At 68.4% G+C, this 26,810-nt stretch carries 27 protein-coding genes and 3 pseudogenes; 17 read left to right on the top strand and 13 right to left on the bottom strand.

Annotated elements, in window-relative coordinates:
* The first annotated feature begins 66 nt into the window (after window positions 1-66).
* The 5 genes from LZF96_RS10945 (at window position 67) to LZF96_RS10925 (ending at window position 7,146) form a co-directional block, all read left to right on the top strand.
* Window positions 67-708, top strand: a complete 642-nt coding sequence (locus LZF96_RS10945) for a transcriptional regulator (protein ID WP_233869518.1) — start codon at window positions 67-69, stop codon at window positions 706-708.
* Window positions 709-887: 179 nt separating this feature from the next.
* On the top strand, window positions 888-5,273 hold the full coding sequence (locus LZF96_RS10940; RefSeq protein ID WP_233869515.1) for a DUF6531 domain-containing protein: 4,386 nt from the start codon (window positions 888-890) through the stop codon (window positions 5,271-5,273).
* 2 nt (window positions 5,274-5,275) lie between these two features.
* Window positions 5,276-5,845 (top strand): hypothetical protein, encoded by a 570-nt coding sequence (locus LZF96_RS10935; RefSeq protein ID WP_233869512.1) that lies wholly within the window; start codon window positions 5,276-5,278, stop codon window positions 5,843-5,845.
* A 43-nt stretch (window positions 5,846-5,888) separates the two neighbouring features.
* Window positions 5,889-6,539: an RHS repeat domain-containing protein gene (locus tag LZF96_RS27000; protein WP_233869509.1), complete on the top strand. Its 651-nt coding sequence runs from the start codon at window positions 5,889-5,891 to the stop codon at window positions 6,537-6,539.
* Window positions 6,540-6,852: 313 nt separating this feature from the next.
* Complete coding sequence (locus LZF96_RS10925) at window positions 6,853-7,146, top strand: hypothetical protein (RefSeq protein WP_233869506.1); 294 nt, start codon at window positions 6,853-6,855, stop codon at window positions 7,144-7,146.
* Window positions 7,147-7,593: 447 nt separating this feature from the next.
* Here the strand turns inward: LZF96_RS10925 and LZF96_RS10915 are convergent, their stop codons facing one another.
* Entirely contained in the window at window positions 7,594-8,040 is a 447-nt protein-coding gene (locus LZF96_RS10915; protein WP_233869503.1) for a DUF6228 family protein, read from the bottom strand.
* Window positions 8,041-8,206: 166 nt separating this feature from the next.
* Between LZF96_RS10915 and LZF96_RS10910 the strand changes: the two genes are divergently transcribed.
* A complete protein-coding gene (locus LZF96_RS10910; RefSeq protein ID WP_233869501.1) occupies window positions 8,207-9,001 on the top strand; it encodes a phosphotransferase in 795 nt (264 codons plus the stop codon).
* Between the two features lie 25 nt (window positions 9,002-9,026).
* On the opposite strand, the gene LZF96_RS10905 is transcribed toward LZF96_RS10910, so the two are convergent.
* From LZF96_RS10905 to LZF96_RS10885, 6 genes are all read right to left on the bottom strand, one after another.
* Complete coding sequence (locus tag LZF96_RS10905) at window positions 9,027-9,437, bottom strand: RidA family protein (protein WP_233869692.1); 411 nt, start codon at window positions 9,435-9,437, stop codon at window positions 9,027-9,029.
* 705 nt (window positions 9,438-10,142) lie between these two features.
* Window positions 10,143-10,898, bottom strand: a complete 756-nt coding sequence (locus LZF96_RS10900) for a class I SAM-dependent methyltransferase (RefSeq protein WP_233869498.1) — start codon at window positions 10,896-10,898, stop codon at window positions 10,143-10,145.
* Between the two features lie 48 nt (window positions 10,899-10,946).
* The gene (locus LZF96_RS10895) at window positions 10,947-11,144 is read right to left on the bottom strand and encodes a DUF397 domain-containing protein (RefSeq protein ID WP_233869495.1); all 198 of its coding nucleotides are present in this window, start codon (window positions 11,142-11,144) and stop codon (window positions 10,947-10,949) included.
* Window positions 11,141-11,320 carry a DUF397 domain-containing protein gene (locus tag LZF96_RS27340; protein ID WP_374203193.1) on the bottom strand — a complete coding sequence of 60 codons (180 nt, stop codon included), beginning with the start codon at window positions 11,318-11,320 and terminating at the stop codon, window positions 11,141-11,143. Before LZF96_RS27340 ends, LZF96_RS10895 begins: the two co-directional genes overlap by 4 nt.
* 34 nt (window positions 11,321-11,354) lie before the next feature.
* Window positions 11,355-11,558, bottom strand: coding sequence for a DUF397 domain-containing protein (locus tag LZF96_RS10890; protein ID WP_233869492.1), 204 nt, complete (start codon window positions 11,556-11,558; stop codon window positions 11,355-11,357).
* Window positions 11,559-11,567: 9 nt separating this feature from the next.
* On the bottom strand, window positions 11,568-12,383 hold the full coding sequence (locus tag LZF96_RS10885; protein ID WP_233869489.1) for a helix-turn-helix transcriptional regulator: 816 nt from the start codon (window positions 12,381-12,383) through the stop codon (window positions 11,568-11,570).
* A gap of 282 nt (window positions 12,384-12,665) precedes the next feature.
* Between LZF96_RS10885 and LZF96_RS10880 the strand changes: the two genes are divergently transcribed.
* Window positions 12,666-13,169, top strand: coding sequence for an ATP-binding protein (locus LZF96_RS10880; RefSeq protein ID WP_233869487.1), 504 nt, complete (start codon window positions 12,666-12,668; stop codon window positions 13,167-13,169).
* A gap of 241 nt (window positions 13,170-13,410) precedes the next feature.
* On the opposite strand, the gene LZF96_RS10875 is transcribed toward LZF96_RS10880, so the two are convergent.
* Window positions 13,411-14,169, bottom strand: coding sequence for a class I SAM-dependent methyltransferase (locus LZF96_RS10875; RefSeq protein ID WP_233869484.1), 759 nt, complete (start codon window positions 14,167-14,169; stop codon window positions 13,411-13,413).
* A gap of 325 nt (window positions 14,170-14,494) precedes the next feature.
* Between LZF96_RS10875 and LZF96_RS10870 the strand changes: the two genes are divergently transcribed.
* From LZF96_RS10870 to LZF96_RS10860, 3 genes and pseudogenes are all read left to right on the top strand, one after another.
* Window positions 14,495-15,193: a tectonin domain-containing protein gene (locus LZF96_RS10870; protein ID WP_233869481.1), complete on the top strand. Its 699-nt coding sequence runs from the start codon at window positions 14,495-14,497 to the stop codon at window positions 15,191-15,193.
* A 188-nt stretch (window positions 15,194-15,381) separates the two neighbouring features.
* Window positions 15,382-15,510: pseudogene (locus tag LZF96_RS10865) on the top strand (winged helix-turn-helix domain-containing protein); the annotation flags it as partial.
* A 38-nt stretch (window positions 15,511-15,548) separates the two neighbouring features.
* Window positions 15,549-15,755 (top strand): annotated as a pseudogene (locus LZF96_RS10860) (VOC family protein); the annotation flags it as partial.
* Window positions 15,756-15,866: 111 nt separating this feature from the next.
* Here LZF96_RS10860 and LZF96_RS10855 read toward each other — a convergent pair.
* Complete coding sequence (locus LZF96_RS10855; RefSeq protein ID WP_233869478.1) at window positions 15,867-16,694, bottom strand: DUF4232 domain-containing protein; 828 nt, start codon at window positions 16,692-16,694, stop codon at window positions 15,867-15,869.
* Between the two features lie 333 nt (window positions 16,695-17,027).
* Here LZF96_RS10855 and LZF96_RS10850 point away from each other — a divergent pair, with 333 nt between their 5' ends.
* From LZF96_RS10850 to LZF96_RS10830, 5 genes are all read left to right on the top strand, one after another.
* A complete protein-coding gene (locus tag LZF96_RS10850; protein WP_233869475.1) occupies window positions 17,028-18,470 on the top strand; it encodes a helix-turn-helix transcriptional regulator in 1,443 nt (480 codons plus the stop codon).
* Window positions 18,471-18,648: 178 nt separating this feature from the next.
* Window positions 18,649-19,248 (top strand): dihydrofolate reductase family protein, encoded by a 600-nt coding sequence (locus LZF96_RS10845; protein ID WP_233869472.1) that lies wholly within the window; start codon window positions 18,649-18,651, stop codon window positions 19,246-19,248.
* Window positions 19,249-19,429: 181 nt separating this feature from the next.
* The gene (locus LZF96_RS10840) at window positions 19,430-19,915 is read left to right on the top strand and encodes a prevent-host-death family protein (protein WP_233869469.1); all 486 of its coding nucleotides are present in this window, start codon (window positions 19,430-19,432) and stop codon (window positions 19,913-19,915) included.
* A gap of 903 nt (window positions 19,916-20,818) precedes the next feature.
* Window positions 20,819-21,112 carry a helix-turn-helix transcriptional regulator gene (locus tag LZF96_RS10835; RefSeq protein WP_233869466.1) on the top strand — a complete coding sequence of 98 codons (294 nt, stop codon included), beginning with the start codon at window positions 20,819-20,821 and terminating at the stop codon, window positions 21,110-21,112.
* Complete coding sequence (locus LZF96_RS10830) at window positions 21,109-21,495, top strand: VOC family protein (RefSeq protein WP_233869464.1); 387 nt, start codon at window positions 21,109-21,111, stop codon at window positions 21,493-21,495. Before LZF96_RS10835 ends, LZF96_RS10830 begins: the two co-directional genes overlap by 4 nt.
* A gap of 72 nt (window positions 21,496-21,567) precedes the next feature.
* Here LZF96_RS10830 and LZF96_RS10825 read toward each other — a convergent pair whose 3' ends face one another.
* Complete coding sequence (locus LZF96_RS10825; RefSeq protein ID WP_233869462.1) at window positions 21,568-22,431, bottom strand: LysR family transcriptional regulator; 864 nt, start codon at window positions 22,429-22,431, stop codon at window positions 21,568-21,570.
* A gap of 93 nt (window positions 22,432-22,524) precedes the next feature.
* On the opposite strand from LZF96_RS10825, the gene LZF96_RS10820 reads away from it, so the two are divergent.
* Complete coding sequence (locus LZF96_RS10820; protein ID WP_233869458.1) at window positions 22,525-23,262, top strand: SDR family oxidoreductase; 738 nt, start codon at window positions 22,525-22,527, stop codon at window positions 23,260-23,262.
* 297 nt (window positions 23,263-23,559) lie between these two features.
* The gene (locus LZF96_RS10815) at window positions 23,560-24,159 is read left to right on the top strand and encodes a dihydrofolate reductase family protein (protein WP_233869455.1); all 600 of its coding nucleotides are present in this window, start codon (window positions 23,560-23,562) and stop codon (window positions 24,157-24,159) included.
* Window positions 24,160-24,242: 83 nt separating this feature from the next.
* On the opposite strand, the gene LZF96_RS10810 is transcribed toward LZF96_RS10815, so the two are convergent.
* The 3 genes and pseudogenes from LZF96_RS10810 to LZF96_RS10800 form a co-directional block, all read right to left on the bottom strand.
* Entirely contained in the window at window positions 24,243-24,728 is a 486-nt protein-coding gene (locus LZF96_RS10810) for a MarR family winged helix-turn-helix transcriptional regulator (RefSeq protein ID WP_233869451.1), read from the bottom strand.
* A 17-nt stretch (window positions 24,729-24,745) separates the two neighbouring features.
* Window positions 24,746-25,752: pseudogene (locus tag LZF96_RS10805) on the bottom strand (IS5 family transposase).
* A gap of 172 nt (window positions 25,753-25,924) precedes the next feature.
* On the bottom strand, window positions 25,925-26,401 hold the full coding sequence (locus tag LZF96_RS10800) for a GNAT family N-acetyltransferase (protein WP_233869449.1): 477 nt from the start codon (window positions 26,399-26,401) through the stop codon (window positions 25,925-25,927).
* Window positions 26,402-26,810: the final 409 nt, after the last annotated feature.

Genomic DNA, 26,810 nt, shown 5'->3' with positions numbered 1-26,810 from the left:
ACTCCATCACCGATGGGGAAAAGTCCATCGATGGAGAGATGTCAACTCGGTCGTTATCGTGGAGCCATGGACGAGGGGAACGACAGCGACGCGGAGACCCCGGAGCACCCCCGCCGGCGGCGTCCGGCCACGATGCGGGAGGCCAAGGCCCTGGCCCATCCCCTGCGCATTCGCATCATTCGGCTGTGCACCCAACGCGACCTGACGAACAAGCAGTTGGCCGACCGGTTGGAACGCGACCCCGGTACCGTGCTCCACCACGTACGGCAACTCGTGGCCGCGGGCTTCCTGGAACAGGCCGCGGTGCGCACGGGGGAGACCGGTGCCCTGGAGAAGCCCTACCGTTCCACCGGCCTCTCCTGGTGGCTGGACAACCCCCTCGGAATCGGGGAGCCCGAGACCGTACCGGCCGTGACCGGTCACACCGATGGCGCCGGGGGCAACGGTGTCGGGGACGTACCCGCCGGGGCCGATTCGACGGAGCCCGCCCTCGCGCCGGTGGACGCCTTCGTCGACGAGCTGCGGGAGGCCGGCTCCGAGTCGATCCGCACCTTCGCCCGCTTCGCCCTGCACCTCTCACCCGAGGACGTCGCCGAACTCGACCGTCGCATCCTCGCCGTCCTCGATGAGTACGTGGAGACCGACGACCAACGCCGTGACCACCCCCTCCACGGCGGCCTCATCGTCCTCCACCACCTCGCGGAGTGAACGGATTTCGGGGCGACCCGCCGTGGTCACCGGTTGTCACCCGGTGAGGTGAGCCCCGACGCGGAGCATTGTGGAGTTTCATCGCTCTCGTTTACTGTCCGTGGTGTCGCCAACCGGTGGTCCGGGGGGATCGCGGATGGGGCACGGGGCCACAGGTGAACAACGGGGGTTGATGCGTCATGGCGCGGGCGTCTGATTGGTCGCCGGTGGGGATGTCCTCCGATCCGGCGCCGGGGGATCCCGATCGCATCGAGCGCCTGGGCGGTGAGCTGGAGGAGTTCGCCGATGACGTGTTCACCGCTCTGGGCAAGGTGCGGTCGATGGGTGAGGAGGGGGCGCTCGCCACGTTTGTGGGGGAGAGCGCGGAGGCCTACCGGGATCGTTTCGACAAGCTCCCGCCCGACTTGGACAAGCTGCACACCTCCTACGACCTGGCCGCGCAGGCGTTGTTGACGTACGCGCCGAAGTTGCGCGAGGCACAGACCGATGCCGATCGGGCGTTGGTGGAGGCGATCGAGGCCCGGGAGGAGCTGTCGACCGCGCAGTCGTGGTTGGAGCGGGCCACCTCCGCTCTGGAGGATGCGGAGGAGGCGGCGGAGCCGCCGGATGAGGGCGAGGTCGCCGCCGAGGTCCGCCGGGCACTCACGGATGCGGAGAGCGATCAGGGCAACGCCGAGAGCGCGGTCACCGATGCGCGCGGGAAGCTGGACCTGGCGATCGCGTTGGCGGGTCAGGCCAAGGAGTTGCGCGAGGAGGCCGCCCAGCGCTGCAAGGCGGATCTGGAGGAGGCTTCCGAGGCGGGGATCCCGAATCGCAAGTGGTGGCAGAAGGCCGCGGATTGGGTGGTGGACAACTGGGACACCATCGTCGCCGTCGCCCAGGTTGTCGTCACGGTGTTGAGCATTGTGGCGTTGGTGTTGGGTGGGCCGTTGGTGTGGGGGTTGATCCTGGCGGCCTCGTTGATCATCCTCGCGGACACGTTGATCGACTACGCCAACGGCGAGGCGAGTTTGTGGGATGTGGGGTTCGCGTTGTTGGACTGCGTGCCCGGCGGGCGTTTGGCCTCCGCCGGTGCGAAGACCGCCACGTTGGGCATGGCGCGGGGGGCGAGGGGACAGGGCCGGCAGGTCCGACAGGAGGGGCGTCCGGCGGCGGGGAAGAACACCTCCGATGACCCGGTGGACTTCGCCACCGGGGAGGTCCTGCTCCCGGCCACCGACATCGACCTGCCCGGCGTCCTGCCGCTGCTGCTGGAACGCCACCACATCTCCACCTACCGGGCGGGGCGGCTGTTCGGTAGGTCGTGGTCCTCCACGCTGGACCAACGCCTGGTGTTGGAGGCCGACTCGATCACCTTCCACGCCGCCGACTGCACCAAGCTCCTCTACCCCGTCCCCACCCGGGACCCGGATGATCCGGTGATGCCGGTGGAGGGTCCGCGCTGGGGCCTGTCCTGGGACGGCCGGCCCGGCTCCCCGCTGACGATCCACCAGCGTGAGAGCGGCAGGACGCTGCACTTCGCCCCCGTGCCCGGTGCGCCGGGTAACGAGCTGCCGCTGGTGGCGGTCACCGACCGCAACGAAAACCGCATCGAGATCCGCCACAACGAGGCGGGTGAGCCGGTGGAGGTCACCCACTCGGGTGGCTACCGCATCGGGGTGGCGGTGGTGGATCGGCGCGTCACCTCCTACCGGCTGCTCTCCGCACCCGAGCAGCCGGTGCTGTTGGCCTTCGACTACGACGACGCGGGGAACCTCGCGCGCGTCTTCAACTCCTCCGGCCTACCGCTGCGCTTCTGGTACGACGAGCAGGACCGGCTCATCCGGTGGGAGGACCGCAACAACACCTGGTACCGCTACGAATACGACCAGGCGGGCCGATGTGTCTTCGGTACCGGCTCGGGGCGGGTCTTCGAGTACCGCTACGAGTACGACACCGCCAACCACCGCACCACCGCCTACGCGGCACGCGGCTACCCCACGGTCTACCAGTTCAACGACAGCTTCCAGCTCGTCGCGGAGACCGATCCGCTGGGCCACACCACCCACCGCACCCGGGACCGCTACGACCATCTCCTGTCGGTCACCGATCCTCTCGGTCACACCACCCGCTACGTCCGTAACGAGCACGGTGACCCGACCACCGTCATCCGTCCCGACGACCACGAGATCCACGCGGAGTACAACGACCTGGGCCTGCCCACCGCGATCACCGAGGCCGACGGCACCACCTGGCGCCAGGAGTTCGACGAGCGGGGCAACCGAACGACTGTCATCGACCCGGCCGGGCACCGCACCACCTGGACACATCACCCCACCGGTGCTCCCGCCACCGTCACCGATGCTCTGGGCGCGATCACCCGCATCGACACCGATCCGACCGGACTACCGGTAGCGGTGGTAGATCCGCTGGGCGCGACCACGGCCCTGGACCGGGACGCTTTCGGTCGCCCCACCTCCATCACCGATCCGATGGGGGCGATCACCCGGATGGAGTGGTCTCCGGAGGGCAAGCCGGTGCGCCGCACCGACCCCCTGGGGCACGTCGAGTCCTGGGAGTGGGATGCGGAGGGCAACTGCCTGACCCACACCGACGAGAACGGCGGGATCACCGCCTGGTCCTACGGCCCCTTCGACCTGCCGGTCTCGCACACCGGCCCCGATGGCGCGCGGTATGTCCTCACCCGCGACACCGAGTTGAACATCACCGCCGTCACCGCCCCCGACGGCCGCTCCTGGACCTACACCCTCGATCCGGCCGGCCGTGTAGTGGCGGAGACCGACTACGACGGCCGCACCACTACCCGGGAGTTCGACCCCGTCGGTCGTCTGGTCCGGCAGATGAACCCGGCGGGACAAACCATCGACTACGTCCACGACGTGCTCGGTCAACCGGTCTCGGCGACCACCGATACCGGCGAGACCACCACCTGGACCCACGATCCCGCCGGCCGAATCGTCTCCGCGACCTCGCCGGGTGTGGAGTTGTCCCGCACCCACGACTCGGTTGGGAATCTCCTCGGTGAGACGGTCAACGGCCATACCCTGACCCTGACCGTGGATCCGGTGGGGAACCTGCTCTCCCGCACCACCCCCACCGGCCACACCACCACCTGGACCCACGACGCAGCTGGGCGGCCGATCGGCCTGGACTCGGCCGGCTGGCATCTGAACTTCCGCCGGGACGCGGCCGGCCGGGAGGTCGAGCGTCGCATCGGCGGCGCTCTGACCCTCACCACCGGCCATGATGCGACCGGACGCCTGGTCGAACAGGCCCTCACCGGTACCGGTGACCGGCGTCTGCACCACAAACGCTGGACCCACCGCGCGGACGGCTACCCCACCGCCGTCACCGACGCCACGGGCACCACCACGCTCACCCTGGACGCGATCGGGCGCCCCACGAGTCTGACGGGCCCGGCCGGCACCGAGACCTACACCTACAACCCCACCGGCGACCAAACGGCCGCCACCGCCCCCGGACTACCGGCCGACGCGGTCGGGGAACGCGCCTACACCGGCACCCTCCTGGCCCGCGCCGGGCGCACCCGCTACGCCTACGACGCGGCGGGGCGGGTGATCCGCCGCACCGTCACCCGCATCTCCCGCACCCCCGACACCTGGCACCACACCTGGGACGCCCACGACCGCCTGGTCGAAACCCGCACCCCCGACGGCACGGTGTGGACCTACACCTACGACCCCTTCGGCCGCCGCATCGCCAAACACCGCCACCACCCCGACGGCAGCGTTGCCGAAACCGTTCGCTTCACCTGGCACGACACCACCCTCATCGAGGAACACCACGCCAGGCACGACGGCACCCGGCCCGCTACCGTCACCACCTGGGACCACACCGGCCTGCACCCCCTCACCCAAACCACCACCAGCCTCCCCACCGGCGGCGACCTCGCGAAGGCCGATCAGGGCGAGATCGACCGCCGCTTCGCCGCCATCGTCACCGACCTCGTCGGTACCCCCACTCACCTCACCGACCCCGACACCGGCCACACCACACCCCTGGCCACCACCCTCTGGGGCCACACCCCGGGAACCGCCCCCACACCCCTGCGCTTCCCCGGCCAATACGCCGATGAGGAAACCGGCTGGCACTACAACCTCCACCGCCACTACGACCCCACCACCGCCCGCTACACCACACCCGACCCCCTCGGCCTGGCCCCCGCACCCAACCCCCACACCTACCCCCACAACCCCTGGACGTGGACCGACCCCCTCGGACTCGCCGGATATTCTGCCGACTTGGATGCTCTTTCACAGAGTGGGACACGTCCGGCCAAGGGGAATACAACTCATGCTGGACGTGAGTATCAGAAGCATATGAACCGTGGAGATCTTCCCGTGGTTCCAGGGAAGCAGTTGAAGACTGCCGGTCAGGATCTACTGGACGACATTCTAACTAACCCGAAAACTGTCATATCGCCCGTAAATTCCGGCAACTTCGCCGGTGGGACGCGCTATATCATGCCGGACCCGGCTGGTGGACGCGGAACCGGGGCAACCTTCGATGCCATTGGTCGGTTCCAGTACTTTGGACGGTATTAGAAATGTTGGTAATCAACCCGTGGGACGTCTTGGCCCATGACGGTGCTGGTATCGCTGAACTTCGAGAGGCTGTCTCGGGTGAAGTCGTGAGAACAGTTCGTTACGTGGTGCCGCAAGGAGAGGAGTGGCCCGAGGGGCATAGGGAAGATCGTGCTCACGAAGTCGACATGGCCATTGAACTCAGCATGGAGAGTGGGGCTGTGCTGGTGCTGTCCTGGGCAATGGATGGCTTCAATGAAGGAGTGGCGATTGAATTCAGGCACCCTGAAGAATCAAGCACCGATCTACCCGGGGATCCAATCGATGTGAGCGGTCATGCTGATTGGAGGAATTTTTTGGGCGTGCCGATCACGGGCATCAAGATCGCTTGGCATATTCCCAATGAGGGATGTCCGGAGATGCCTTGGTCCTACAATTTCGATTTCTCCGATGGGTCGAGTCTAGTCTTTGCGCTAGGTGAGGCCGAGGGCGCAGGTTTCACATACATGCCTGATTCCTTGCTCGTAATCTTCGATGAGAGCATCGCGGCCGCTTACAAGATTCCGGCAAGCACCACTTCTTCACGCGGGTAGATGCCAAAGACCCCTGTGTATGGGCCCATCGTGGTGAACGACTGTGGATGATGAGCAGGAAAGCGGAGTAGCATCAGCACCGCTCTTTTCCTCACTCCACCCCCGGGTCGCACTGGTGGGCCTGTCGCCGGCCAGGCAGATCGGCACATCGCAGAGCGATCCGTCGGAATACTCGCTTGCTTGCGGGAACGTCAGTGCGGGTGTGCTGTGCGGCGAGGACTTCGTGTGTCGCCCCGCTGGGTCATGGACACCGGCGTGGCCGCTACGCCTACGACGCGGCGGGGCGAGTGATCCGTCGCACCGTCACCCGCATCTCCCGCACCCCCGACACCTGGCACCTGGCACCTGGCACTACACCTGGGACGCCCACGACCGTCTGGTCGAGACCCGCACTCCCGACGGCACCCGATGGACGTATACCTACGACTCCTTCGGCAGGCGCGTCGCCAAACACCGCCACCACACAGACGGCCGCATCGCGGAGACGGTGCGGTTCACCTGGCACGACACCACCTTCATCGAGGAACACCACACCGCGCACGACGGGGCCGGGACCGATACCGTCACCACCTGGGACCACACCGGCCACACCACATCCCTGGCCACCACCCTCTGGGGCCACCCCCCGGCCCCGCCCCCACACCCGGGCCGACCCCCTCGGACTCGCTCCCTATCCGGCGGGGTTGACAGATGAAGGTGAAGATTATGTACGTCGGCGTCACATGTCAGGGGGGTCAGAAAATACCAGCGACAAAAGCACCTTCAAGGAAGGGGTTGATCTTGACGCTTTGGTTGAGCATTCGAATTTCCATCCCGTGAATGGCCCCAATGAAAATAGTAGATGGGGGCGAGGTGCGGAGTGGTTCGAAATCATGGGAAGTACGTCCAGGGACTCCGGGGCGCTTCCCACGAAAAGGTACCGGGTGGTTCAGGATGAATGGGGCGGAGTGATCACTGTGCATCCCATTCCCTAATCGAATGACAGTTCCCGACCAGAGGGAGGTTTCGTGGGTTGCGCCGTATATCTTGAAAATCAAATTCACAAGCGGGAGTATGCCGGCTCGGAAGTGAGTGAAAAATTTTCTCTCGTGCTGGCCGAGTCCGGAGAGGGTGGGCTGCTCCGCTATGTCGACCCTTACGGGGATACAATTTTCAATGTTCCCCAGTTGTACGATCTGATTGAAGAGGTCAACGAGATTTCGGCTGCCAGTCCGGAAGTGAGAGAAGCCGCCAATCTTGTGATCGAAGTCATTTGGCGTGTAATTCGCCGGCGAGGCTATCTTGCCATCCTGGGGGACTGATGCGGCTGAATATCCGGTGTTCTACCTCCTCGCCTCTCTGTGAGCAGAGGCCCGGGTGAGAGGCCCTCGGGGTGGTGAGGGAATGAAAATTCACCGGTAAGCCGGCGAGCCTTGCCCTGAACGCTACCGTTCGTTGCCGTTCTCCCACGTCTCAGCCACCTTGTCGTAAGGTATCAAGACGCTGTCCAGCACCAGGCGCGGCAGCCTCTTGGCCCGGCAGTGTTGGAGAGCCTGGTGTAGATCCGGGGCACGCTCGGCGAGGACTTTAATTCCCTCGACGGAAAATAATAAGCGATAGCTCGGGAAGGCCTCCCGAGAGAGGGTTATTTACTTGATGGCTGAGGTCGGGGGGGCCCGGACTCTCTTGGGAACTCTTCTCGTCAACGGTTGTGGTTGCTTCGCCATCTGAGAAGTGGGACGCAGTGGTCGCTTCTGGGCGGTGATTGGTTACTCGGCCGTTACCCGGAGGAACTCGCGAATATCGGCGGCCAGGTGACGCATGTCCTCGCCGGCCGCGTGAACGGTGGTGCAGGAGAAGTCCCACGGACACTCGATGTCCGTTCCGGAGAGTGTCCACGTCAGGTGGACGCGACCCAGGGAGCGGTGTTCCGCCGAGACGCTCAGCGAGTGGTCCAGCGCCTCCCACGTGCGGGTGCCCTTCCAACCCCGGAAGTCCTCGGCGAGAGAGAAGAGGAATTCACCGGGGCCATCCCCGATCCAGACGCGGACCGGTGTCTCCACCCGACCCCACTCGCCCCGGGCGGTGATCAGGAAGTCGAGTACGGGCTCATCGTCGAAAGGACGCACGGGCCGGGAGAGGATGAGGGTGGCCGAGGGGGTGTCGAGGTTCCCCACCTCCACGATCGGTTCGCCGTCGGGGTCGTCCGTAAGCATCCGGGCAGCGTAGAAGTCGCCCATGTGTGGGGGACAGCCGTTTTTCGGTGATCGGACGGCGGCATCCTTGTCCAGGGGCGGAACTCGGCACGTCCACCGTCAACCTCCCCACCCCGCCCCGAAAATTCGTCGCGCCGACGGCCCACCGCCGACCAGACTGGGCGGCATGTCACGGAGTGACCCCCCGGAGGTGCCGCTCACCGGCGGGAACGTCAGCGCGGGTGTGGTGCGCGTCGGGGACACCGTCCGCCGTCCCGCCGGGCCGTGGACACCGGCCGTGCACGCCCTTCTCCACCACCTGCACGCCGCCGGCTTCACCGGAGCGCCACGCCCGCTGGGCATCGACGAGCGGGGTCGCGAGGTGTTGACCTTCGCGCCGGGGGAGCCCGTGTGGCCCGACCGGTTCGCCCTCCTCGATCCGACGGAGCGCCTGGCCCGGGTCGGACGCCTCATCCGCGCCTTCCACGAGGCCGTGCGTGACTTCACGCCCCCGCCCGACGCTCGCTGGCAGCGGCTCATCCCCGCCGAGGGCGAACCGGAGATCATCGCCCACCACGACCTCGCGCCGTGGAACCTCGTGGCCGATGGCGACGCGGCCTGGACGTTCATCGACTGGGACGCCGCAGCCCCCGGCACCCGCCTGTGGGATCTCGCCTACGCCGCGCACGGCTTCGTCCCGCTCTCCGCCAACGCGGCATTGCGTGAGCGGGGTACGGGCCCCGACCGCCGTTTGCGAACCCTGATCGACTCCTACGGCTTCGACGAGACCGAACGCCGCACGCTGGTTCCCCTGTTGGCCCGCCGATCCCGTTCCATGCACGACTTCCTGCGGGAGCGCGCCGCCATCGGTGAGCAGCCGTGGACCCGCCTGTGGCGGGAGGGCCACGGGGACGTGTGGTGGAACGACGCCGAGTGGACCGCACGTCACGAGGCCCGGTGGCTCCGGGCACTCCTCGACTGACGACACCGCCCCCGAGGACGGGGGTTCAGGAGTCGAGGACAGCGGCGATGCCCTCGATCTCCACGAGCTGGTCGTCGTAGCCGAGGACGGTGACGCCCATCAGGGTGCTGGGCACGTCGTGGTCACCGAAGGCGTCCCGCACGACCTCCCAGGCGGCGACCAGGTCCTCCTGCCGGTTGGAGGCGACGAGCACCCGGGTGCTGATGACGTCCTCCAACGAGGCGCCGGCGGCCTCCAGCGCGACCCGCATGTTCTCCACGGCCTTCGCGGCCTGCCCGGTGTAGTCCCCGATGGCGGCCGTCGAGCCGTCCTCGTTGAGCGGACAGGCACCGGCGAGGAAGACGAGCCGGGCTTCGGGCGGCGCGGTGGCGGCGTAGGCGTACTCGGCGACATCGGACAGGGTGCTGGCGCGGATCAACTTCACGGCACGGGCCACGGTCTCGTCGGTCCCTTCATCGCTTTGCCGGGGGTCTCGGGGCCCGGCCATCCTGGCAGGCCCGAACCGGCTGTCGCTTCTGCTTTTCGCGTTGGGGTCGGGGATGGTGGGGGACGTTCGTGCCTCGGCGACGGAGAAGATCAGCAGAGTCACGGCGATGAACGTCGAGATCACCAGCAGAGGAACGACATAGCCGGGCGTCACCGCTTCGAAGGGCCCGACCCCGGGGACATGGCAGTGGAGGCCGGGCGGCACATAAGAGACCTCGTACCGGGTGATGTTCGCGGCGTGCTCGGGACCGACGGCCTGCTGACAGACGTGGGTCACCTGGCTGCTGTCCTGGATCAGGTGCAGGGTTCCCCAGACCTGAACCAGTGCCGTGATGGCTGCGGCGACCGCCGCCCAGCACCGCATCGGGAGGACCATGCCGCCCTCCCGCCGATGATGCCTCGTGGCGGCGCCGACGGCGTAACCGACCAACACGGCCGCCATCAACACCCCGGCGATGATGATGAGCAACAGCACCAGGGCGTTGGGCTGCTCGTACGAGGTGTCCGGCATTCCCGATTCCTCCCCGTGGGATCGTTGAGAGGGACGACGCACGCCGTACCGGTCGGGGACGTGCCCCGGTCTCCGCGCGGTTTCATCGGGTGGGGCCCCGGGCCGGAGCTGTCGCCCTGTGGGGCACCGTGACGCCGGTGCTGCTCACGCCCGGCGGGCGATGACGATGATCTCGGGGCTCTCGGCGGTGAGCGGGGAACGGTCCCACCAGCCGTAGCGAGCCTCGACGGTCAGGCCGGCCTCCTCCAGGAACCGGGTGAGGGCGTCGGCGTCGAGGAACCGGAGGGTGCTGCGGCTGGTCTCCGGGCCGTCGAGGGAATCGGCGGTGAAGGTGGTCGTGAAGCTCACCAGCTCTCCCTCGACGGGGCCCTCCACCCGGTGTTCGCACCGCGCCCGGAAGCCGCTCGGGTCCACGACCTCGCGGGGGTGGTCGGGCGTCCAGCGTTCCCACGCGCGGGCGGCCGGGTTGCGGGTCTCGAAGGCGAACCGGCCGCCGTCCACGAGGGCGGCCCGGACGGCGGTGAGGGCGGCGCGCACCTCGTCGTCGGTGAGGAAGACCTGGAAGGCGTGACCGGTCATGACGACCAGGTCGAACTCCCGGTCGTGGGGGACGGTCGTGAGGTCGCCGAGCACCCACTCCACCCCGGCGCCGGTCGTGTCGCCGGCGGCACGACCCACGTCCAGCATGGCGGCGGCCGGGTCGAGCCCGCGCAGCCGGCCGGTGTGGCCGACCTTGCGGGCCCGACGCAGCAACAGCCCGGTGCCGCATCCCACGTCGAGGACCGAGGACGCCTCCATGACGAGGTCGAGGTAGAAGGCGTCGTCCGGGGAGCAGTTCCAGGGGTAGAGCACGTCGTACAGCTCGGCGAGTTTCCGTTCGGAGAACAGGCGATCGACCATGCCCCTCAGCATCCCGGGGCGGTCAATCGGTTTTCCCGAGACGGGAGCTCAGACCCCGGGCGGAGTCGACGGGTCTTCCGCCTTGAGGGCCGTGATCAGCCCGCGCAGCCGCGCCGGCGTCGTGGCCAGCACCCGCCCCGGCACCTCGCTCTCCCGTATCAACACCGCTTCGGGTGTCCGAGCCACCTCTATGCATTCATTGCCATCCGTGGAAAATGATGACTTCTGCCAATCGGAGTGATTCACTTGTGCTCCTCAACGGAACACTTGAGGTAGTGGATCAGTGAGCGCAACCTGGCCGGGTCAACGGTATGTAAATTTTCAGGTGAAACGCTTTCTCGGAATTGAATTCCGGTAGGGGAGTGGCGTATTTCGAGACACTCCGCCCCGTTGGTGGAGAAGGAAGACTTCTGCCAGGTCATGAGTTCATCCTTCACGTGTCGAATGCTATCGACATTATTTCCATGGTCGGCCAAATTTGATGATGTCATGCTTGATGGCATATATGAGTGCATCGAATCTTTCTGGTGTAGTATTCAGGATTTCACCCTCCCTGTCGCTTTCACGTATGAGAATTCCAGCTTCTCGGGAGGAGATCTCCACGCACTCCGTTCCGGTGCTGGAGAATGATGACTTCTGCCAGGTGTGATGGTTGCTCATGAGCCCTTCTTATATTTCTTCGATGATTTTTTGGACCAGCTTTCGCGACTCTTCCGGGGGTAGGCTGTTTCGTCTCACGTCGCCCAATACTGCCCTGTAGTTTTCCACTTCTTCCGCTTCGTGGACGATTACTCCGCCGAACGGTGTATCGACTTGCACGCTGTTCAATTGTGGAACCGGACCCTCAGTGAAGAGGAAAGATTGTGCATGCCCGGGAACATTCTCAAGATCGAAAGGGATTACGCGAAGTGTGACCGGAAGGGCGGGTTCCGGGGCGGTGAGTCGGAGAAGTTGTTTTTCGTGAACCCGGCGACCGCCGTACCTTATGCGCAATGCCGCTTCATGGATGATGATTTCATAAATCGGGGGATGTTGCTTCTCGAAAACCCTCCTCCGGCTCGTGCGAAACTTCACTCGCGCCTCAATTTCCGCGGGTGTGAAAGGAGGTGTTCGAGTTTCAAAGATGGCGCGGGCGTATTCCGGAGTCTGGATGATTCCCGGAATCAACAACATGTTTACCGCATGGAGATGTCGGGCATGGTGCTCCATCTCCGCGAGGTCCAGAGCGTCCTGCGGAACACTTTCCCGCATGGAATCCCACCAGTGCCGACCCCGTTGTTCCCGGGCGATGGCGCACAGGGCGTCGAGCAGCGCTTGGTCATCGCACCTGTAGAAGGCAGCCAGGTTGCGGAGGCGCTCCGGGCTGATACCGCGATACCCCGCTTCGATGTTCGAAATCTTGGCTCGGTCGATCCCCAGGTGAGTCGCAGCATCAGTGGCGGTGCGGTTCGCCTGCTCTCTGAGTTTGCGCAGCTCAGAGCCCAAACGGGCTTCCCTGGCGGTGGGGCGATCCCTGGGTGGCATCCGATGCTCCTTCGGCTGTCCTGACGGAAGTGTGCCCGCCGGGAGGGCTCACCTCCCCTTCCTCTCCGTGACCGAGCGTAGGGGAACGGTTGCCCCGGGGTACTAGTGCCCCCTATGGTGCTCGCACGTGACCGAGAGTACTTCGGTGAATCCGCAGTGCAGCCGCGTCGGTGGGGCGTGGCCGAGCCACGGTGGGGAGCTCTCGGCTGTCGATGGGGTCAACGAGCGCAGAGGAGTCAGGACATGACGATCGCCGTTCTCGACGCGGGTGACGTGACCGTGGAGCCGTCCGACGCGGGGCGGGAGCACCGATTGTGCGTACCCAGCGCGGCCGAGGCGCCGCGACTGGCGCGCAACCACGTGGCGGAGGTGCTGGGTCGGGAGGGGTGGGAGGAGGTGGCGGAGACGGCGAAACTACTCGTCAGCGAGGCCGTCACCAACGTCTACCGGCACACCGCCACCTCGCGGATCCTCGTGCGGACCGTCCTGCTCGAACATCGAGTTGTGGTCGCCGTGGTGGACGCGGCACCGGAGGCGCTGCCCGTGTGGCAGCACCCCGATCCGGAGACCGAACACGGCCGGGGCATGGCCCTGTTCGGTCTGCTCGCGCACGCCTGGGGCATCAGTTGGCACGCCGCCGCGCACAACTCCGCGCACGCCCCCGGGACATCGTTCGGCGAGGGGCCGGTGCCCGGCCCCGGTGAGAAGTGCGTGTGGTTCGAACTCCAGTGGGGACTGGCCGCGTGAACCACGGCGCCCCACTCCCCGCCCCGCTGTACGGGCTCGGCCTTCTCGCGCTGCTCGTCCTCGCCTTCCTCGCCGGCTTCTTCCTCCGGCTTTCTCTGCCCGGCCGGAGGCCGGGGGCCCCCGGCCCGCCCCGTCGGGCCGGCGCCCATCGCCGTCCCCGCCGGCCCCTCTTCCGGGGCCGGCACATCGGGCCCCCGGCCCCACCGCTGCCGGCATCTGCCGTGCCGCCGTGCCGGGGCGGTCAGCGTCGCCGACAGGTGTAGGCGCCGAACACCGGGTGCGGGAAGTCCGCGTCCAGGATCTCGAACCCGGCGTCGTCCAGCATCGCCTCCTGCAGGTACCGGAAGGTGCTGTGCTCGCTGCGCAGGTGCTCGATGTAGTCGGCCCGGACGTAGCGGGCCGTCGGGTCCACGCCGGGGTCGGTCTCCGGGTCGGGGGCCTCGGCGAGCCAGGCGTTCAGCCGCTCCTCCGCCTCCGCCGGGCGGAAGTCGAGGATCAGGTCCCGCAGGCGCAGGATCCCGCCGGGCCGCAGCATCCCCGCGATCCGGGTGAGCGCGACGGCCTTCCAGGCGTCCGGCAGTTGGTGCAGGGCGTGCCGGGTGTGAACGGCGTCGGCCTGCGGCCCCTCGTGCCGGTACGACAGGAACCCGCCCCGTACGACGATCGGCACGCGCCCGCCGGTCCCACCGCTCCGCTCGGCGTCTCCGGCGGTGCGTTCCCGCAGGTGGGCGACCATGGCGGGGGAGACGTCCACCGCCACCACCCGGCCGAACTCCCGCGCGGCGGCGAACGCGAAGCGACCGGTGCCGGCCCCGAGGTCGATCACCGTGGCGTCCGGGCCGACACCCGCGGCCCGCAGGGCGGCCAGGTCCTCCGCCGGGTCCGGGTACCCCTGCTTGCGGTCGAAGCCGGTGACGAACCCCGGATCGAGGTGTTCCGGTCCGGCGGTGTCGAGTTCACCCGGATACCAGACGGGCGGTGTCCACGGCGTCGAGGTCATGAACCGAGCCTGACGTGCCGTGGCCGGTCCTCGCATCCGGGTTTCCGTGGTGGGCTCGTCGGCGGGCCGTACGGGCACGAATTCCCGGGGGAGAGCGCGTCGAGGGCGTCAACTCGATGATCTCCCTTCCCTCGTGTGGGTCATGTCGCTTCAGGCCAACCGCGTTGTGTCGGCCGTGCACTCCGGGGCTCGATGAGGCAGGGGCGCCATATCAAACATCGCTTTCCCGTCCTTCTTTCACCGGGCTGTTCGGCTGGTTCGTTTGGTGTTCTCCTCCCGGATCAGAAATGGGGTGCAGTGTTCCGTGTCGAAAGGGGAACGTGACATGGTCGACTGGGTGCAGATCCAGGGGTCCCTCACCGCCATCTCGGCAGGTTCGCGGACGAATGTGTGGGGGGTGAACTCGGCGGGGAACATCTATCGTTACAGCGGTAACGATGGGAGTCCGTGGGCTCAGGTTTCGGGTGGGTTGACGGATATCGGGGCCGCTGCCGACGGTACGGTGTGGGGCGTCAACTCCAACGGCAACATCTATCGGTACTCGGGGGATCGGGGTTCGACGAACTGGACGCAGATCTCGGGCGGTCTGACGCGGATCTCGGCGGGTTCGCGGACGAATGTGTGGGGGGTGAACTCGGCGGGGAACATCTATCGTTACAGCGGTAACGATGGGAGTCCGTGGGCTCAGGTTTCGGGTGGGTTGACGGATATCGGGGCCGCTGCCGACGGTACGGCGTGGGGGGTCAACTCCAACGGGAACATCTATCGGTACTCGGGGGATCGGGGTTCGACGAACTGGACGCAGATCTCGGGTGCTCTGACGCGGATCTCGGCGGGTTCGCGGACGAATGTGTGGGGGGTGAACTCGGCGGGGAACATCTATCGTTACAGCGGTAACGACGCGGACCCGTGGATTCGCATTCCCGGTGCCTTGACCGACATCGGCGCCGCCGCCGACGGCACCGTGTGGGGCGTCAACTCCAACGGCAACATCTACCGCTACATCGGCGACGGACAGGGCTGACCCCTGCCCCGCTCCGCCGGGGTCCGCATCACGTGCCCGGACGCGCGAAGCGTCCGGGCACGCACGTGGCCGCGTCGGTGGATCCGCGAGGACGCGGTCACCCCGGAGGGCGGCGCCCTGCCCATCGGTCCTCTCCCGCCTCTGACCCCCACCCGATGGGCAGGCGAATGCCTGCCCATGCTGATGTCGTGTCGGACGATCTGTTCAAGGCCCTGGCCGATCCCACCCGCCGGACGATCCTCGGCGAGCTGACCGAACGCGACGGTCGGGCCCTCTTCGAGATCTGCTCCCGGCTCACCGTTCGCCACGGCCTCGGCCCCGGCTCCTCGTGCCGGCACCGAGTTGGTACCGGCGCCCGGCGGTCGGCCCGTACCGGGAGGCGCTGATGCGCGACGGCATCCCGGTGACCTCCTTCGCGGTGGACGACGTCCACGCCGAGTACGAGCGACTGCGCGCCTTGGGCGTGCGGTTCGTCCGGGAGCCGGTGACGATGGGGAACGTCACCGTGGCCGTCCTCGACGACACCTGCGGCAACCTCCTCCGGATCGCCCGGGCGACATAAAGACTTTCGCCGCCCCCACCGGCGGCTTGCCCCGGGCCGGCGATGCCCGTCCCCACCCCCGTGGTGGGGACGGCCATCCGCCCGGGGCACCTCGCACCGCTCACCGGCGCGTCACCACATCAGGGCGTCGGCCCGGTCGCTCTGCCAGTACGTGACGGCGGCGGAGGCCCCCTCCGCCGTCCCCGCCGGCACGGGCAGGGTGACGGGGTTCCCGACCGTCCGGCCGTTCCGGTCGGTGAGGAAGACCTCGAGCCCTTCGACGGGCGTCACCTCGCCGTCGTCCGCCGAGGAGGTCCTGATGCCCGCGTACGCGGACTCGCCCGGCTCGAGGACCACCACCGCCTGCGGGACGCTGGACCGCACGACCTGCATCACGGACTGCCCCTGGTCGAAGCGCAGGTACGGGTGGTTATAGGGGGCGCAGGTCGTGTTGCCGGTGTTGGTCACCGTCAGCAGCAGGTGGTTGATCGGCCGGGACACGGGCGCCACGGTGAGGTCGGTGGTCGAGGGGGTGCACGCCGACAGGACGGGAATGCCCTTCCCGGCGCGGGAGCCGTCCTCGTTCCCCTTCGCCCGGCGGTCGCCGGCGGGGACGGCCGACGGACCGTCCCCCTGCGGGGCGGGGGCCGGTGCGGCCTCCCCGGCGTCGGTGCCCTCCGCCGGCTCGCCCGCCGGGGTCCCGGCCGGCGGCTTCGTGGCCCCCGCGGCGGGTGCCCCGCTGTCGGAGGCGGCGCCCTCGGCCGGAGTGTCCTCCGCGGCGGCCTCCCCGGACGTGGTGTCCTCCACCGGGCTCTCCTCGACCACCGTCGCGGGTCGGTCGACGGCAGTGGCGCCCCCCGAGGAGACATCCGAGCCGGACTGGCAGGCGGCCAGGGCGAGCGAGCCGGCGGCCAGACCGGCGGCCACGAGGCCACGGGACAGGGTGCGATTGCGTGACATGGGTGCGTCTTCTCTCGTCGGGCGGTGAGGGCCTCGGCTCGGGGCCGAGGACCGGTGCCGGGGTGTTTCCCTCGGCATGTCCCTCACGCTGCCCGTCCCGGGGCGAGGACCGCCACGTGGAACGGCACCCACGGGACGCCGGAACATTCCACCCCCCTCCCACCTGCGCGGACACCGTTCCACCCGGGACGGAGCGGTTCCCTTCCGGCCACGCCGCCGGGTTGGCCGGAAGGGAACCGGGCGAGGTGGTTTCATGGTCGGTGTCCGTACCGACGGGGGCGGCGGCCGGACGCGCGCCGGCACGTCGACGGCCGGCAGAGGGGGAGTCACGGGATGTCCCGGGAGGCGGAGGAGTTCGCGGCGCTGCTGCGAGAGGTGAAGGAACGCTCCGGTTCGAGCTACGGGGTGCTCGCCAGGAAGTTGCACACCAGCACGTCCACCCTGCACCGGTACTGCAACGGCGAGGCGGTGCCGATGGAGTACGGGTCGGTGGAGCGTTTCGCCCGCGCGTGCCGGGCGACGCCGGGGGAGTTACGGGAGTTGCGGCTGCGGTGGGAGGCGGCGGACGAACAGCGGGGACGGAAGGTCCCGCCCGGGCCCCCGGAGGTGTCGGAAGGGGAGGGCGGTACCGAACCCGACACGTCGGCCCCGTCCGCATCGGTGCCGGGACCGGAACCCGCTTCGGCCCCGGAGGCGCCGCCGCCCGCGCCCGACCCGGAACCCGGGTCGGCGCGTCTGTCCGGGGAGGGCCCCACCGTTTCCGGCCCCTTCCCGCCCGGTCGCGTCGGCGGGGTCCGCTCCCGTCCCACCCGCCGCAGGGCTTTGCTCGCCGGTGTCGCGGTGGTTCTGGTCGCCGTGATGGCCGTCCTTCTCACCCGGGCACAGATCGGGGGGAACGACGACGGCCGGCAGCGGGAGACGACGGCGATCGTGGGGGAGGAGGAACGGGAGGGGACGGCGGTCACCGACGATGCCGGGGTCCCGCACGGCCCGGAGGCGCCCCCTTCCCCGAACGCTCCGGACGGGACCGGGGGAATCGACGCGGCCGATGACGCCGCCGATGACGCGGCCGGTCCAGACGATCCGGCGGACGCGGGAACGCTCCCGCCTCCCCGGGCACCGGAGGAGACCGGGGAGAGGGCCGGGACCGACCCGGCTTCGCCGGGCGATTCCGTCCCGTTGCGCGTCTCCACCCGCCCCCACGCCTTCCCGGACCCGTGCAGCCGGCACTACCTCCTGAACCGTCCGCCGGACGAGGTGCCCCCGCCGCCCTTCGAGCAGGACGCCCCCGCCTGGGTGGCGGCTTCCGGGGCGGTGACCGCGGGGGAGCAGTTCGTGGAGCTCACCGTCCAGGGAGTTGGTGAGGGGACGGTGATCCTGCGGGACCTCCACGTGCGTCTCGTCGCCAAGGGGCCCCCGCTGCCGTGGAACGACTACGCCATGGGAGTGGGCTGCGGTGGCAACGTCCCGACTCATCCGCTGGAGGTGGACCTCGACGCGGGACGTCCCGTGGCCACACCCGGCTCCGACCTCCACGCCTTTCCCCACAAGGTGAGCGGGAGTGATCCCCTGGTGCTGTATGTCACCGCCCGCACGGACGACCACGACGTGCGGTGGTACCTGGAGTTGGAGTGGGTCGTCGGTGACCGTCACGGCACGGTGCGCGTCGACGACGCCGGCGAGCCGTTCCGCACCAGTGGTGCCCGGGGCCGCCCGGCGTACATCTATCCACTCGGGACGGACGGCTGGACGGAGGCCCCACACGGCGGGGGATGAGCGGTGGGTTCATCCGGACGGGTTCGGCGTCCGCCCGGTGGCACGTCGGAGCGGACGGATTGTCAGAGGCGTTCCCTACTCTCCGAGGAGATGTGGACGACCAGGACACGTCGCCGGCCGTTCGCGGTGGGTGGGTGTGCCCGTGGTCGCGTCCGACAACGCCTTGAGGAGGCGGCCCATGCGTATCGTGCTGAGTGACTTCATGAGTTTGGATGGTGTGGTGCAGGCCCCGGGCGGGCCGGGGGAGGACACCGAGGGCGGGTTCGCCCACGGCGGTTGGTCGATGCCGTATTTCGATGTCGAGGTGATGGGCGGCGCCATCGACGAGGCGATGAAGGAGACCCGCGCCCTGCTGTTCGGGCGGCGCACCTGGCAGACGATGGCGGCGGCCTGGCCGGAGCGCGCCGGGACGGACCCGTTCGCCGATCACATGAACGCGATCACCAAGTACGTCGCCTCCACCACCCTCACCGAGGCCGACATGACGTGGAACAACTCCACCCTCCTGCCCGCCGACAACGTGCTGGGGGCCGTCGCCGACCTGCGCGCCTCGGGGGAGGGCGACATGCACGTGATGGGCAGCTCGGTCCTGGCCCGCTCCCTGGTGGAGAACGGTCTGGTGGACGAGTACCGGCTGATGATCTCGCCGGTGCTGCTCGGTGGCGGCAAGCGGATGTTCCCGGAGGACGGCGTGGCCCGGCACCTGCGGCTGGTCTCCCACACGGTGGCCTCCACCGGCACGCAGGTCTGCGTCTTCCGCCCCGCCGACGCCGACTGACCGGGGGCGCGGCGGGGGAGTGTGCGTGGAAAGCTCCGCTCGGGACTTCCCGTTCCTCGGGAGCGGGGTTCCTCGCCCGTTGACGCAGGGTGTTGTTGGGGGAGGGGCGGCGTATGACGACCGTGGTCTTCGGGGACGTCACCCGATGGAAATCAGACCGTGGTCCGACTACGATCTGAGTATGGGTACCACGCACGCCGAAGCCGGCTCGGACTCCGTCTCCTTCACCGACCTGTCCCGAAACCCTCGGACCGTCGCGGCGAAGGCTGCCGCCCTGGGGCGTTTGCGTATCACCCACCGGGATGCCCCGGACATGGTGCTTACGACAGCTGCGCAGGCGGACCTCACCGAGGAGAACCTGACCACGGCTTCTCGCCTCTTCCTCGCCCTGATGAAGCAGGATGATGGGGCCCGAACCCTTCTTCTGGCGTTGCCCGAGGTTTTCCCCTGGGTGCGTCATCTGGATGAAGAGGAGGTCCGGTCCTTCACGGTGGAATTGATAGAAGCACTCTCGGATGCCGCGGAACTGGGAACAGGGGAGGCGGTGCATCGAGCCGTTGTCTCCTGGCGTGCTACGGCCCGTATCAACGCCGACCCCGAACAGCTGAGGGAATCCCGCCTTCCCCTGCCGGGTGATGATCTCGGACAGGTCGAGGTGAGCGTGTGAGCCCGAAAAAGGGAGACCGTGTCAGCGTTCCTCCCCTCAGTGGGTGGAATGTGGTCTTCGGTACCACGGATGCGGTCCACGGGTGGGAAGAGCTGTGCCGAGTGGCTCTTCCCAACGCGCATCGCTGTCTGGAGGCGCTTCGTGCGGATCCGCAGTCGGGTACGAATTGGAATCGGCAGCACCGACTGCGGGGAAAACATGCAACTCGGGAGTGGAAGGGTTCCGAGCTGGAACAATGGGAGTTCGAAGTGACGAGTGGAGGACGTGTTCGATATCTGGTGAGCACCGAAACCTCGACCGTGATCCTGGTTTACGCGGCGACCCGGCATCCCAAGGACACCGAGTAAGTGGATGTTTCCTTCTCGCGCGTTTACCCACGCGGTTCCGGCACCCGCGAATGACCGGGCCTTGCGCTCGACCCGGCGATCCGATCCGTGTTGGCGAACGTGCCGTTGGAACGTTTCGCCCCGGATGGCCGAGGCATGTCGGTCCTGCCTTCCACTGATTCGGTAGCGGGGGCTTCCGTATCGGATCCTTTCGCCGCCCCCGGAGGGCTTCGCCACATGGGACGACTTCGCCGAGTCGCTGCGGGTGGGGAACATCTATCGTTACAGCGGTAACGGCGCGAACCCGTGGATTCGCGTGCCCGGCGCCCTGACCGACATCGGCCGCCGCTGCCGACGGCACCGTGTGGGGCGTCAACGCCAACGGCGACATCTACCGCCACATCGGCGACGGACCGGGTTGACCCCTGCCCCGCTCCGTCGGGGACCACATCACGTGTCCGCCTCGGTGGATCCGCGAGGACGCGGTCACCCCGGACGACGGCGCCCTGCCCACCGGCCCTCTCTCGCCTCTCAACCCCACTTGATAGGCAAGTGAAAACTTGCCTATGCTGGTGTCGTGTCGGACGATCTGTTCAAGGCCCTGGCCGATCCCACCCGCCGGACGATCCTCGACGAGTTGGCCGAACGCGATGGTCAGACCCTCTTCGAGATCTGCTCCCGACTCACCGTCCGCCACGGCCTCGGTTCCTCGCGCCAGGCGGTCAGCCAGCACCTCGCGGTGCTGGAGGCCGCCGACCTGGTCCGCACCCGTCGCGAGGGCCGTTACAAGTTCCACGACCTCAACACCGACCCCCTGCGGCACATCGTCACCCGATGGCTCGCACCCGAGAGACCGGAGACCGGGGCATGAGAATCCACCTGTCGAGCGTGTACGTCGACGACCAGGACAAGGCGCTGCGCTTCTACACCGAGGTGCTGGGCTTCGTGAAGAAGACCGAGGTCCCCCTCGGCGGGGACCGCTGGCTGACCGTGGTCTCCCCGGAGGACCCCGACGGCACCGAACTGGTGCTGGAACCCGCCGGACACCCGGCGGTCGGACCGTACCGGGAGGCGCTGGTCCGCGACGGCATCCCGGTGACCTCCTTCGCGGTGGACGACGTCCACGCCGAGTACGAGCGACTGCGCGCCTTGGGCGTGCGGTTCGTCCAGGAGCCGGTGACGATGGGGAACGTCACCGTGGCCGTCCTCGACGACACCTGCGGCAACCTCCTCCAGATCGCCCGGGCGGCGTAGGGACTTTGCGCCCCGGCCTCGTCGCGTCCCGGCCCCGTCGCGCCCCGGGCCGGCGCCGGGGGCGGGAGCGGATCACATCCGCGTGGCCGTGCGGATCAGCCCGGCGAGGGCAAGGGAGCGGCTGTGCGCGGGCCAGACGATGTGGGTGACCACGGGTGGCGCGTCGGTCAGGGGCACGGCGGTGTGCTCCGCCCACAGCCAGGCGCGGGCGGAGTCGGGAAAGACGGCCACGGTGCGTCCGAGGGCGATCAGTTGGGCCAGTTGCGTCTGGTCGTGGATCTCGGGACCCGGACCGGGCGGATAGGTGCCGTGACGGGACCAGCGGGCGAGCGGAAGGTCGGGGATGTCGCCCACGTCGGCCAGGGACAGGGCCTCGTGGGCGGCGAGGGGGTGCCCGGCGGGCAGGACTGCGATCTGTCCCTCGGTCAGCAACTCCTCACTGTCGAATCCGGCGAGGGAGTTGAACGGTGTGTGCATGAGCGCCACATCGGCGCGGCCGTCACGCAGCATCTCCTCCTGATCGCACGTTCCGCTCGGCAGCACCTCGACATCGGCGGCGTCGGGCTCGGCCGCGTGGGCGTGGAGAAGCTTCCGCAACAACTCGTGGGACCCGGCGGCCTTCACCGCCAGCACCAGGCGATTGCGGGAGCCCTCCGGATCGTCGGCGCCACCGGCGCGACGGGCACGGCGAGCGGCGGCGATGGTCGCGTCGAGGGCCGCGCGGCCCTCGTGCAGCAACACCTCTCCGGCGTCGGTCAGGCAGACGCCGCGACGGTCCCGGTCCAGCAGACGGACACCGAGGCGCCGCTCGAGCCGCTGAATCGCCCGGGACAGCGGGGGCTGGGCCATGCCGAGGCGCTCGGCGGCACGGCCGAAGTGCAGTTCCTCGGCGACCGCCAGGAAGTACCTCAGCTCGCGGGTCTCCAGCGTGTCCACCGTCCCAGCGTAACCCGGTGATACCCGGTGGGTATCAAGGAGCGCCGGATCGGTGTTGGCCGCGCCGTTCGTCCTGGGGCGACGATCGGCGGCATGAGCGAAACGAGGATCGCGCTGGTGACCGGCGCGAACAAGGGAATCGGATACGAGATCGCGAGCGGGTTGGGCGCCCTCGGGTACCGCGTGGCGGTGGGGGCCCGTGACGGGGCCCGGCGCGAATCCGCCGTCGAGAAGTTGCGCGCCGCCGGGGTGGACGCCTTCGGGGTGCCGCTGGAGGTGACGGAGGACCGGAGCGTCGCCGATGCCGCGGCACTGATCGAACGGCGGGCCGGGCGTGTGGACGTCCTGGTCAACAACGCCGGCATCTCCGGGGACACGGGGCCGGGGTGGACGCAGGACCCGACCACCCTCGACCCCGACCTGGTGCGCACGGTCGTGGAGACCAACGTCATCGGTGTCATCCGGGTGACCAACGCGATGCTGCCGCTGCTGCGGCGCTCGGCGTCGCCCCGCATCGTCAATGTCTCCAGTTCCGTCGCCTCCCTGACCCGGCAGGCGGACCCGACCATCGAGGTCGGCCCCGTCATGGCCGCCTACGCGCCGTCGAAATCCTTCCTCAACGCCGTCACCGTGCAGTACGCCCGGCAGTTCACCGGCACGAACATCCTGATCAACGCCGCCTGCCCGGGCCTGGTCGCGACCGATTTCACCGGCTTCCAGGGCCCCCGCACCCCCGAGCAGGGCGCCGCCACGGCGATCCGGCTGGCCACGTTGCCCGACGGCGGCCCGACCGGCTCGTTCTTCGAGGACGACGGCGTCATCCCCTGGTGACCCCGCCTCCCTTGTGATCACGCGCGGAGCCCGGCCCGGTTCGGCGTGGCGTGGGCACTCCGGTGGTGCCCTGTCGCCCCCGGGCGGGTGCCGATCGAAGGGGCGGGGGCGAGCCGGAGGCGGTTCGACGGGGCGTCGATCGGTGCCGGGGTCACGCCGGCCGGTGCCCGTGTCCCGCCATGAATATCAGTGCCGCTCCGTATCGTTCCCACGTACACGGACGACCACCGTCCGTGTCGTTCGGCGTCGTCCCGTCCGCGCGGTGGTCGTACGGAACCGGCGCCCGGGAGGCGGCCCATGCGTATCGTGCTGAGTGACTTCATGAGTTTGGATGGTGTGGTGCAGGCCCCGGGCGGGCCGGGGGAGGACACCGAGGGCGGGTTCGCCCACGGCGGTTGGTCGATGCCGTATTTCGATGTCGAGGTGATGGGCGGCGCCATCGACGAGGCGATGAAGGAGACCCGCGCCCTGCTGTTCGGGCGGCGCACCTGGCAGACGATGGCGGCGGCCTGGCCGGAGCGCGCCGGGACGGACCCGTTCGCCGATCACATGAACGCGATCACCAAGTACGTCGCCTCCACCACCCTCACCGAGGCCGACATGACGTGGAACAACTCCACCCTCCTGCCCGCCGACAACGTGCTGGGGGCCGTCGCCGACCTGCGCGCCTCGGGGGAGGGCGACATGCACGTGATGGGCAGCTCGGTCCTGGCCCGCTCCCTGGTGGAGAACGGTCTGGTGGACGAGTACCGGCTGATGATCTCGCCGGTGCTGCTCGGTGGCGGCAAGCGGATGTTCCCGGAGGACGGCGTGGCCCGGCACCTGCGGCTGGTCTCCCACACGGTGGCCTCCACCGGCACGCAGGTCTGCGTCTTCCGCCCCGCTACCACCGGCTAGGGCCTGTCCGGCGGATCATGCTGGACAGGCACCGGTCCGGGGAGCCGGGCGGCGCGAGCGGTGAACCGGGCCGCCCGCCCGGATCAGTGGTGCCACGCGTCACCCTTCACGTTGTGGATCATGCGCTGGAGGACCTTGAGGGTGCGGGCGTACTCTTCGTCCGGAATGCCCTCGTGTACCTGGCGGCGCAGCTCCGACTGCCGCACCGCCGCACGGGAGTACAGCTCCGCGCCCGACTCGGTCCGCAGCAGGTGCCCGTCCTCGTCCTGGGAGACCAGGCCCCGGGCGACGAGGCTGTCGATGTCGCCGGGCAGATCATCGTCGGGGCCCGGGTAGTAGCTGAGGAATTCGGTCAGCTCCGCGCGGCCCCAGCCCTTCGGGCGCTCGCTGAGGTGGTGCAGGACCCACCAGGCGGGCTGGGTCAGGCCGAGGACGCCGAGCGCGGTCCGGATGTTCTGGACGACGGCCTGGCCGGCCGCGTTGGCCCAGTATCCGATGGGCTGGGCGATGAGGCCGGCGTCGTCGTGGGAGGGGGCGAAGGGGGCTGAGGTGCTGCTCGAAGTGGTCATGGGAAGAACGTAGAAACTCAACTTGACTTGAGGTCAAGCGCCTGGGGTAACGAGTCGGGCCGGACGGCCGACGGGCTGCCTTGTCCGGTCGCTCGTGTTCGGAGCCGGATGGTGAGGGCTGCGGCTGTTGCGGTGCCGAGGAAGACGTAACCGCGCTTGTCGTATCTGGTCGCGACGGCTCGGTGTTGTTTGAGCCGGTTGATCGCTCGCTCGACGGTGTTGCGTTTCTTGTGGCGCTCTTCGTCGAAGCCGGGTGGCCGTCCGCCGCGTGAACCTTTGCGCAGGCGGGCGGCCTGGTTGTCGGTCTTCTCCGGGATGGTGTGCCGGATGCCGCGTCGTCGCAGGTACTCGCGGCAAGGCCCGTTGCTGTATGCCTTGTCCGCCGCGACGCTGTCGGGTTTCTTGCGGGGCCGGCCCGGGCCCCGCCCGAGGACGCGGATCTTCTCCGGCACGGGCTCGAGCTGCGTGCAGTCCGCGCGCTGCCCCGGTGTGACGATCAGAGACAACGGGCGGCAACGGCCGTCCGCGCTCAAGTGCAGCTTGGTGGTCAACCCGCCGCGCGAGCGGCCCGGGCCCTCACCTCCCGCACCACTTTCATCAGCCGGGCGTGGAGGTTCTGCCACGCGGTTTCGCCCTGGTGTTCTGGGCCCTCGGCCCCCTTTGAAGCGGGGATGGGCGGCGGGTCGATGCGGGCGCCGGCGGCGTGCTGATGCGCCCGCACGATGGTGGAGTCGACCGATACGTCCCAGTCGATTTCGCCGGCCACGTCCGCCGCGGCCCGGACCTGCTGAAGCAGACGCTCCCAGGTCCCGTCACCGGACCACAGTCGGTGCCGTTCGTAGACCGTCTTCCACGGACCGAACCGTTCAGGCAGGTCACGCCACTGAACACCCGTTCGCACCCGGTGCGGAATCCCGTCGATCACCTGCCGGTGGTCCCGCCAGCGGCCACAACGCCTGTTGTTGACCGGCAGGAACGGCCGCAGCCGTTCCCACTCGGCATCACTCGGATCACCCCGCCCCATGTCCACATCAACGACCCGGACATGAAGTAGTCACATGATCGACCGGACAAGCCCTGGGCGAGCACCGTCCTTTTCCGGGCGTGGCACCGGCCGGGGAGTCCCGACCGGTCTCCCCGTCTTCTTCCCGGTGGAGAACGCGAGCTTCTCGGAAGCGGCATCGGGAACCGGCGCGTCATTCGACGGGGAGCGGGTGGCGCGATGTCACCTCGAAGAGCTCGAAGCCCCGGGCTCGGTAGAAGGCGATCGCCATGGGGTTGGCGGCGTACGCGGACACGCTCAGTTCGTTCGCGGAGTGGTGTCGTGCCCACGCGGTGAACGCGTTCACCAGGGCCGTCCCCACTCCGGCGCGGCGCCGGCCGGTGGCCACCCGCATGCTCTCCAGAACCGCTGTCCGCGCAGTCGGTCGCAGCGGGTTCCCGCGCCGGATCCGGCCCACGAGGTGACCCACCACCACCTCGTCACGGGCCAACAGACACAGCGCGTCCTCGTCCCGTACCAGATCCCGGTAGTAGGACTCGCCCTCTTCCGAGGGCCATTCGGTGGCCATGAAGGCGTCGTATCGCCCTCCGTCCTCGACGAACAACGAGGCCACGGAGGCGATGAGGTGAGGGACTTCCTCCGGCGAAAGAGGGGTGATGGTCACGGACATGAAGGCACCGTACCCCGGTTCCCAAGAAAGCATCGAGTCGCTTTTTCATCGATTCGATAAATGGCGAATGATGATTTTAATTCTCCAGGGTGTTCGGTGGTGACCGTCGGGGGTTTTGGAGGAGGTGAGGGAAAGTGGGGCGAAATCATGTGGTTCTCACGGTATGCCCGGTTCGATCACTTGATATGTGGGGTGTCCCGGGGCGGCGGGGCGTGCCCGTGATGGCGGATACCGGCGATGAGGTCCGTGCGCCCGACGAGCGGGGGAGGCCGGTGGCCGGGTTCCCGAGGGTGGTAATGGCTTGGGTTTCGGTTCCGGACCTAACCCGGGAGAATCCCTCTTCATGGGGGTGGAGCCTGATCGACGGACCGTCGTCGGGAAACGCGGAGGGCTGTGATCACGGTCCGGT

It is taken from the genome of Streptomyces sp. ST2-7A (genome assembly GCF_021390475.1).
In the GTDB taxonomy this organism is placed as follows: Bacteria; Actinomycetota; Actinomycetes; order Streptomycetales; family Streptomycetaceae; genus Streptomyces.
The sequence above is the reverse complement of the archived record's forward strand: the minus strand, read 5'-3'. Positions and strand labels throughout refer to the sequence as shown.

What these genes read in the sequence shown, in the direction of transcription:
- LZF96_RS10945 (WP_233869518.1), top strand. Translation starts at nt 67, where the DNA reads ATGGACGAGGGGAACGACAGCGACGCGGAGACCCCGGAGCACCCCCGC.
- LZF96_RS10940 (WP_233869515.1), top strand. Translation starts at nt 888, where the DNA reads ATGGCGCGGGCGTCTGATTGGTCGCCGGTGGGGATGTCCTCCGATCCG.
- LZF96_RS10935 (WP_233869512.1), top strand. Translation starts at nt 5,276, where the DNA reads ATGTTGGTAATCAACCCGTGGGACGTCTTGGCCCATGACGGTGCTGGT.
- LZF96_RS10915 (WP_233869503.1), bottom strand. Translation starts at nt 8,040, where the DNA reads ATGCTTACGGACGACCCCGACGGCGAACCGATCGTGGAGGTGGGGAAC.
- LZF96_RS10910 (WP_233869501.1), top strand. Translation starts at nt 8,207, where the DNA reads ATGTCACGGAGTGACCCCCCGGAGGTGCCGCTCACCGGCGGGAACGTC.
- LZF96_RS10900 (WP_233869498.1), bottom strand. Translation starts at nt 10,898, where the DNA reads ATGGTCGATCGCCTGTTCTCCGAACGGAAACTCGCCGAGCTGTACGAC.
- LZF96_RS27340 (WP_374203193.1), bottom strand. Translation starts at nt 11,320, where the DNA reads ATGACCTGGCAGAAGTCTTCCTTCTCCACCAACGGGGCGGAGTGTCTC.
- LZF96_RS10890 (WP_233869492.1), bottom strand. Translation starts at nt 11,558, where the DNA reads ATGAGCAACCATCACACCTGGCAGAAGTCATCATTCTCCAGCACCGGA.
- LZF96_RS10880 (WP_233869487.1), top strand. Translation starts at nt 12,666, where the DNA reads ATGACGATCGCCGTTCTCGACGCGGGTGACGTGACCGTGGAGCCGTCC.
- LZF96_RS10875 (WP_233869484.1), bottom strand. Translation starts at nt 14,169, where the DNA reads ATGACCTCGACGCCGTGGACACCGCCCGTCTGGTATCCGGGTGAACTC.
- LZF96_RS10870 (WP_233869481.1), top strand. Translation starts at nt 14,495, where the DNA reads ATGGTCGACTGGGTGCAGATCCAGGGGTCCCTCACCGCCATCTCGGCA.
- LZF96_RS10855 (WP_233869478.1), bottom strand. Translation starts at nt 16,694, where the DNA reads ATGTCACGCAATCGCACCCTGTCCCGTGGCCTCGTGGCCGCCGGTCTG.
- LZF96_RS10850 (WP_233869475.1), top strand. Translation starts at nt 17,028, where the DNA reads ATGTCCCGGGAGGCGGAGGAGTTCGCGGCGCTGCTGCGAGAGGTGAAG.
- LZF96_RS10845 (WP_233869472.1), top strand. Translation starts at nt 18,649, where the DNA reads ATGCGTATCGTGCTGAGTGACTTCATGAGTTTGGATGGTGTGGTGCAG.
- LZF96_RS10840 (WP_233869469.1), top strand. Translation starts at nt 19,430, where the DNA reads ATGGGTACCACGCACGCCGAAGCCGGCTCGGACTCCGTCTCCTTCACC.
- LZF96_RS10830 (WP_233869464.1), top strand. Translation starts at nt 21,109, where the DNA reads ATGAGAATCCACCTGTCGAGCGTGTACGTCGACGACCAGGACAAGGCG.
- LZF96_RS10820 (WP_233869458.1), top strand. Translation starts at nt 22,525, where the DNA reads ATGAGCGAAACGAGGATCGCGCTGGTGACCGGCGCGAACAAGGGAATC.
- LZF96_RS10815 (WP_233869455.1), top strand. Translation starts at nt 23,560, where the DNA reads ATGCGTATCGTGCTGAGTGACTTCATGAGTTTGGATGGTGTGGTGCAG.
- LZF96_RS10810 (WP_233869451.1), bottom strand. Translation starts at nt 24,728, where the DNA reads ATGACCACTTCGAGCAGCACCTCAGCCCCCTTCGCCCCCTCCCACGAC.
- LZF96_RS10800 (WP_233869449.1), bottom strand. Translation starts at nt 26,401, where the DNA reads ATGTCCGTGACCATCACCCCTCTTTCGCCGGAGGAAGTCCCTCACCTC.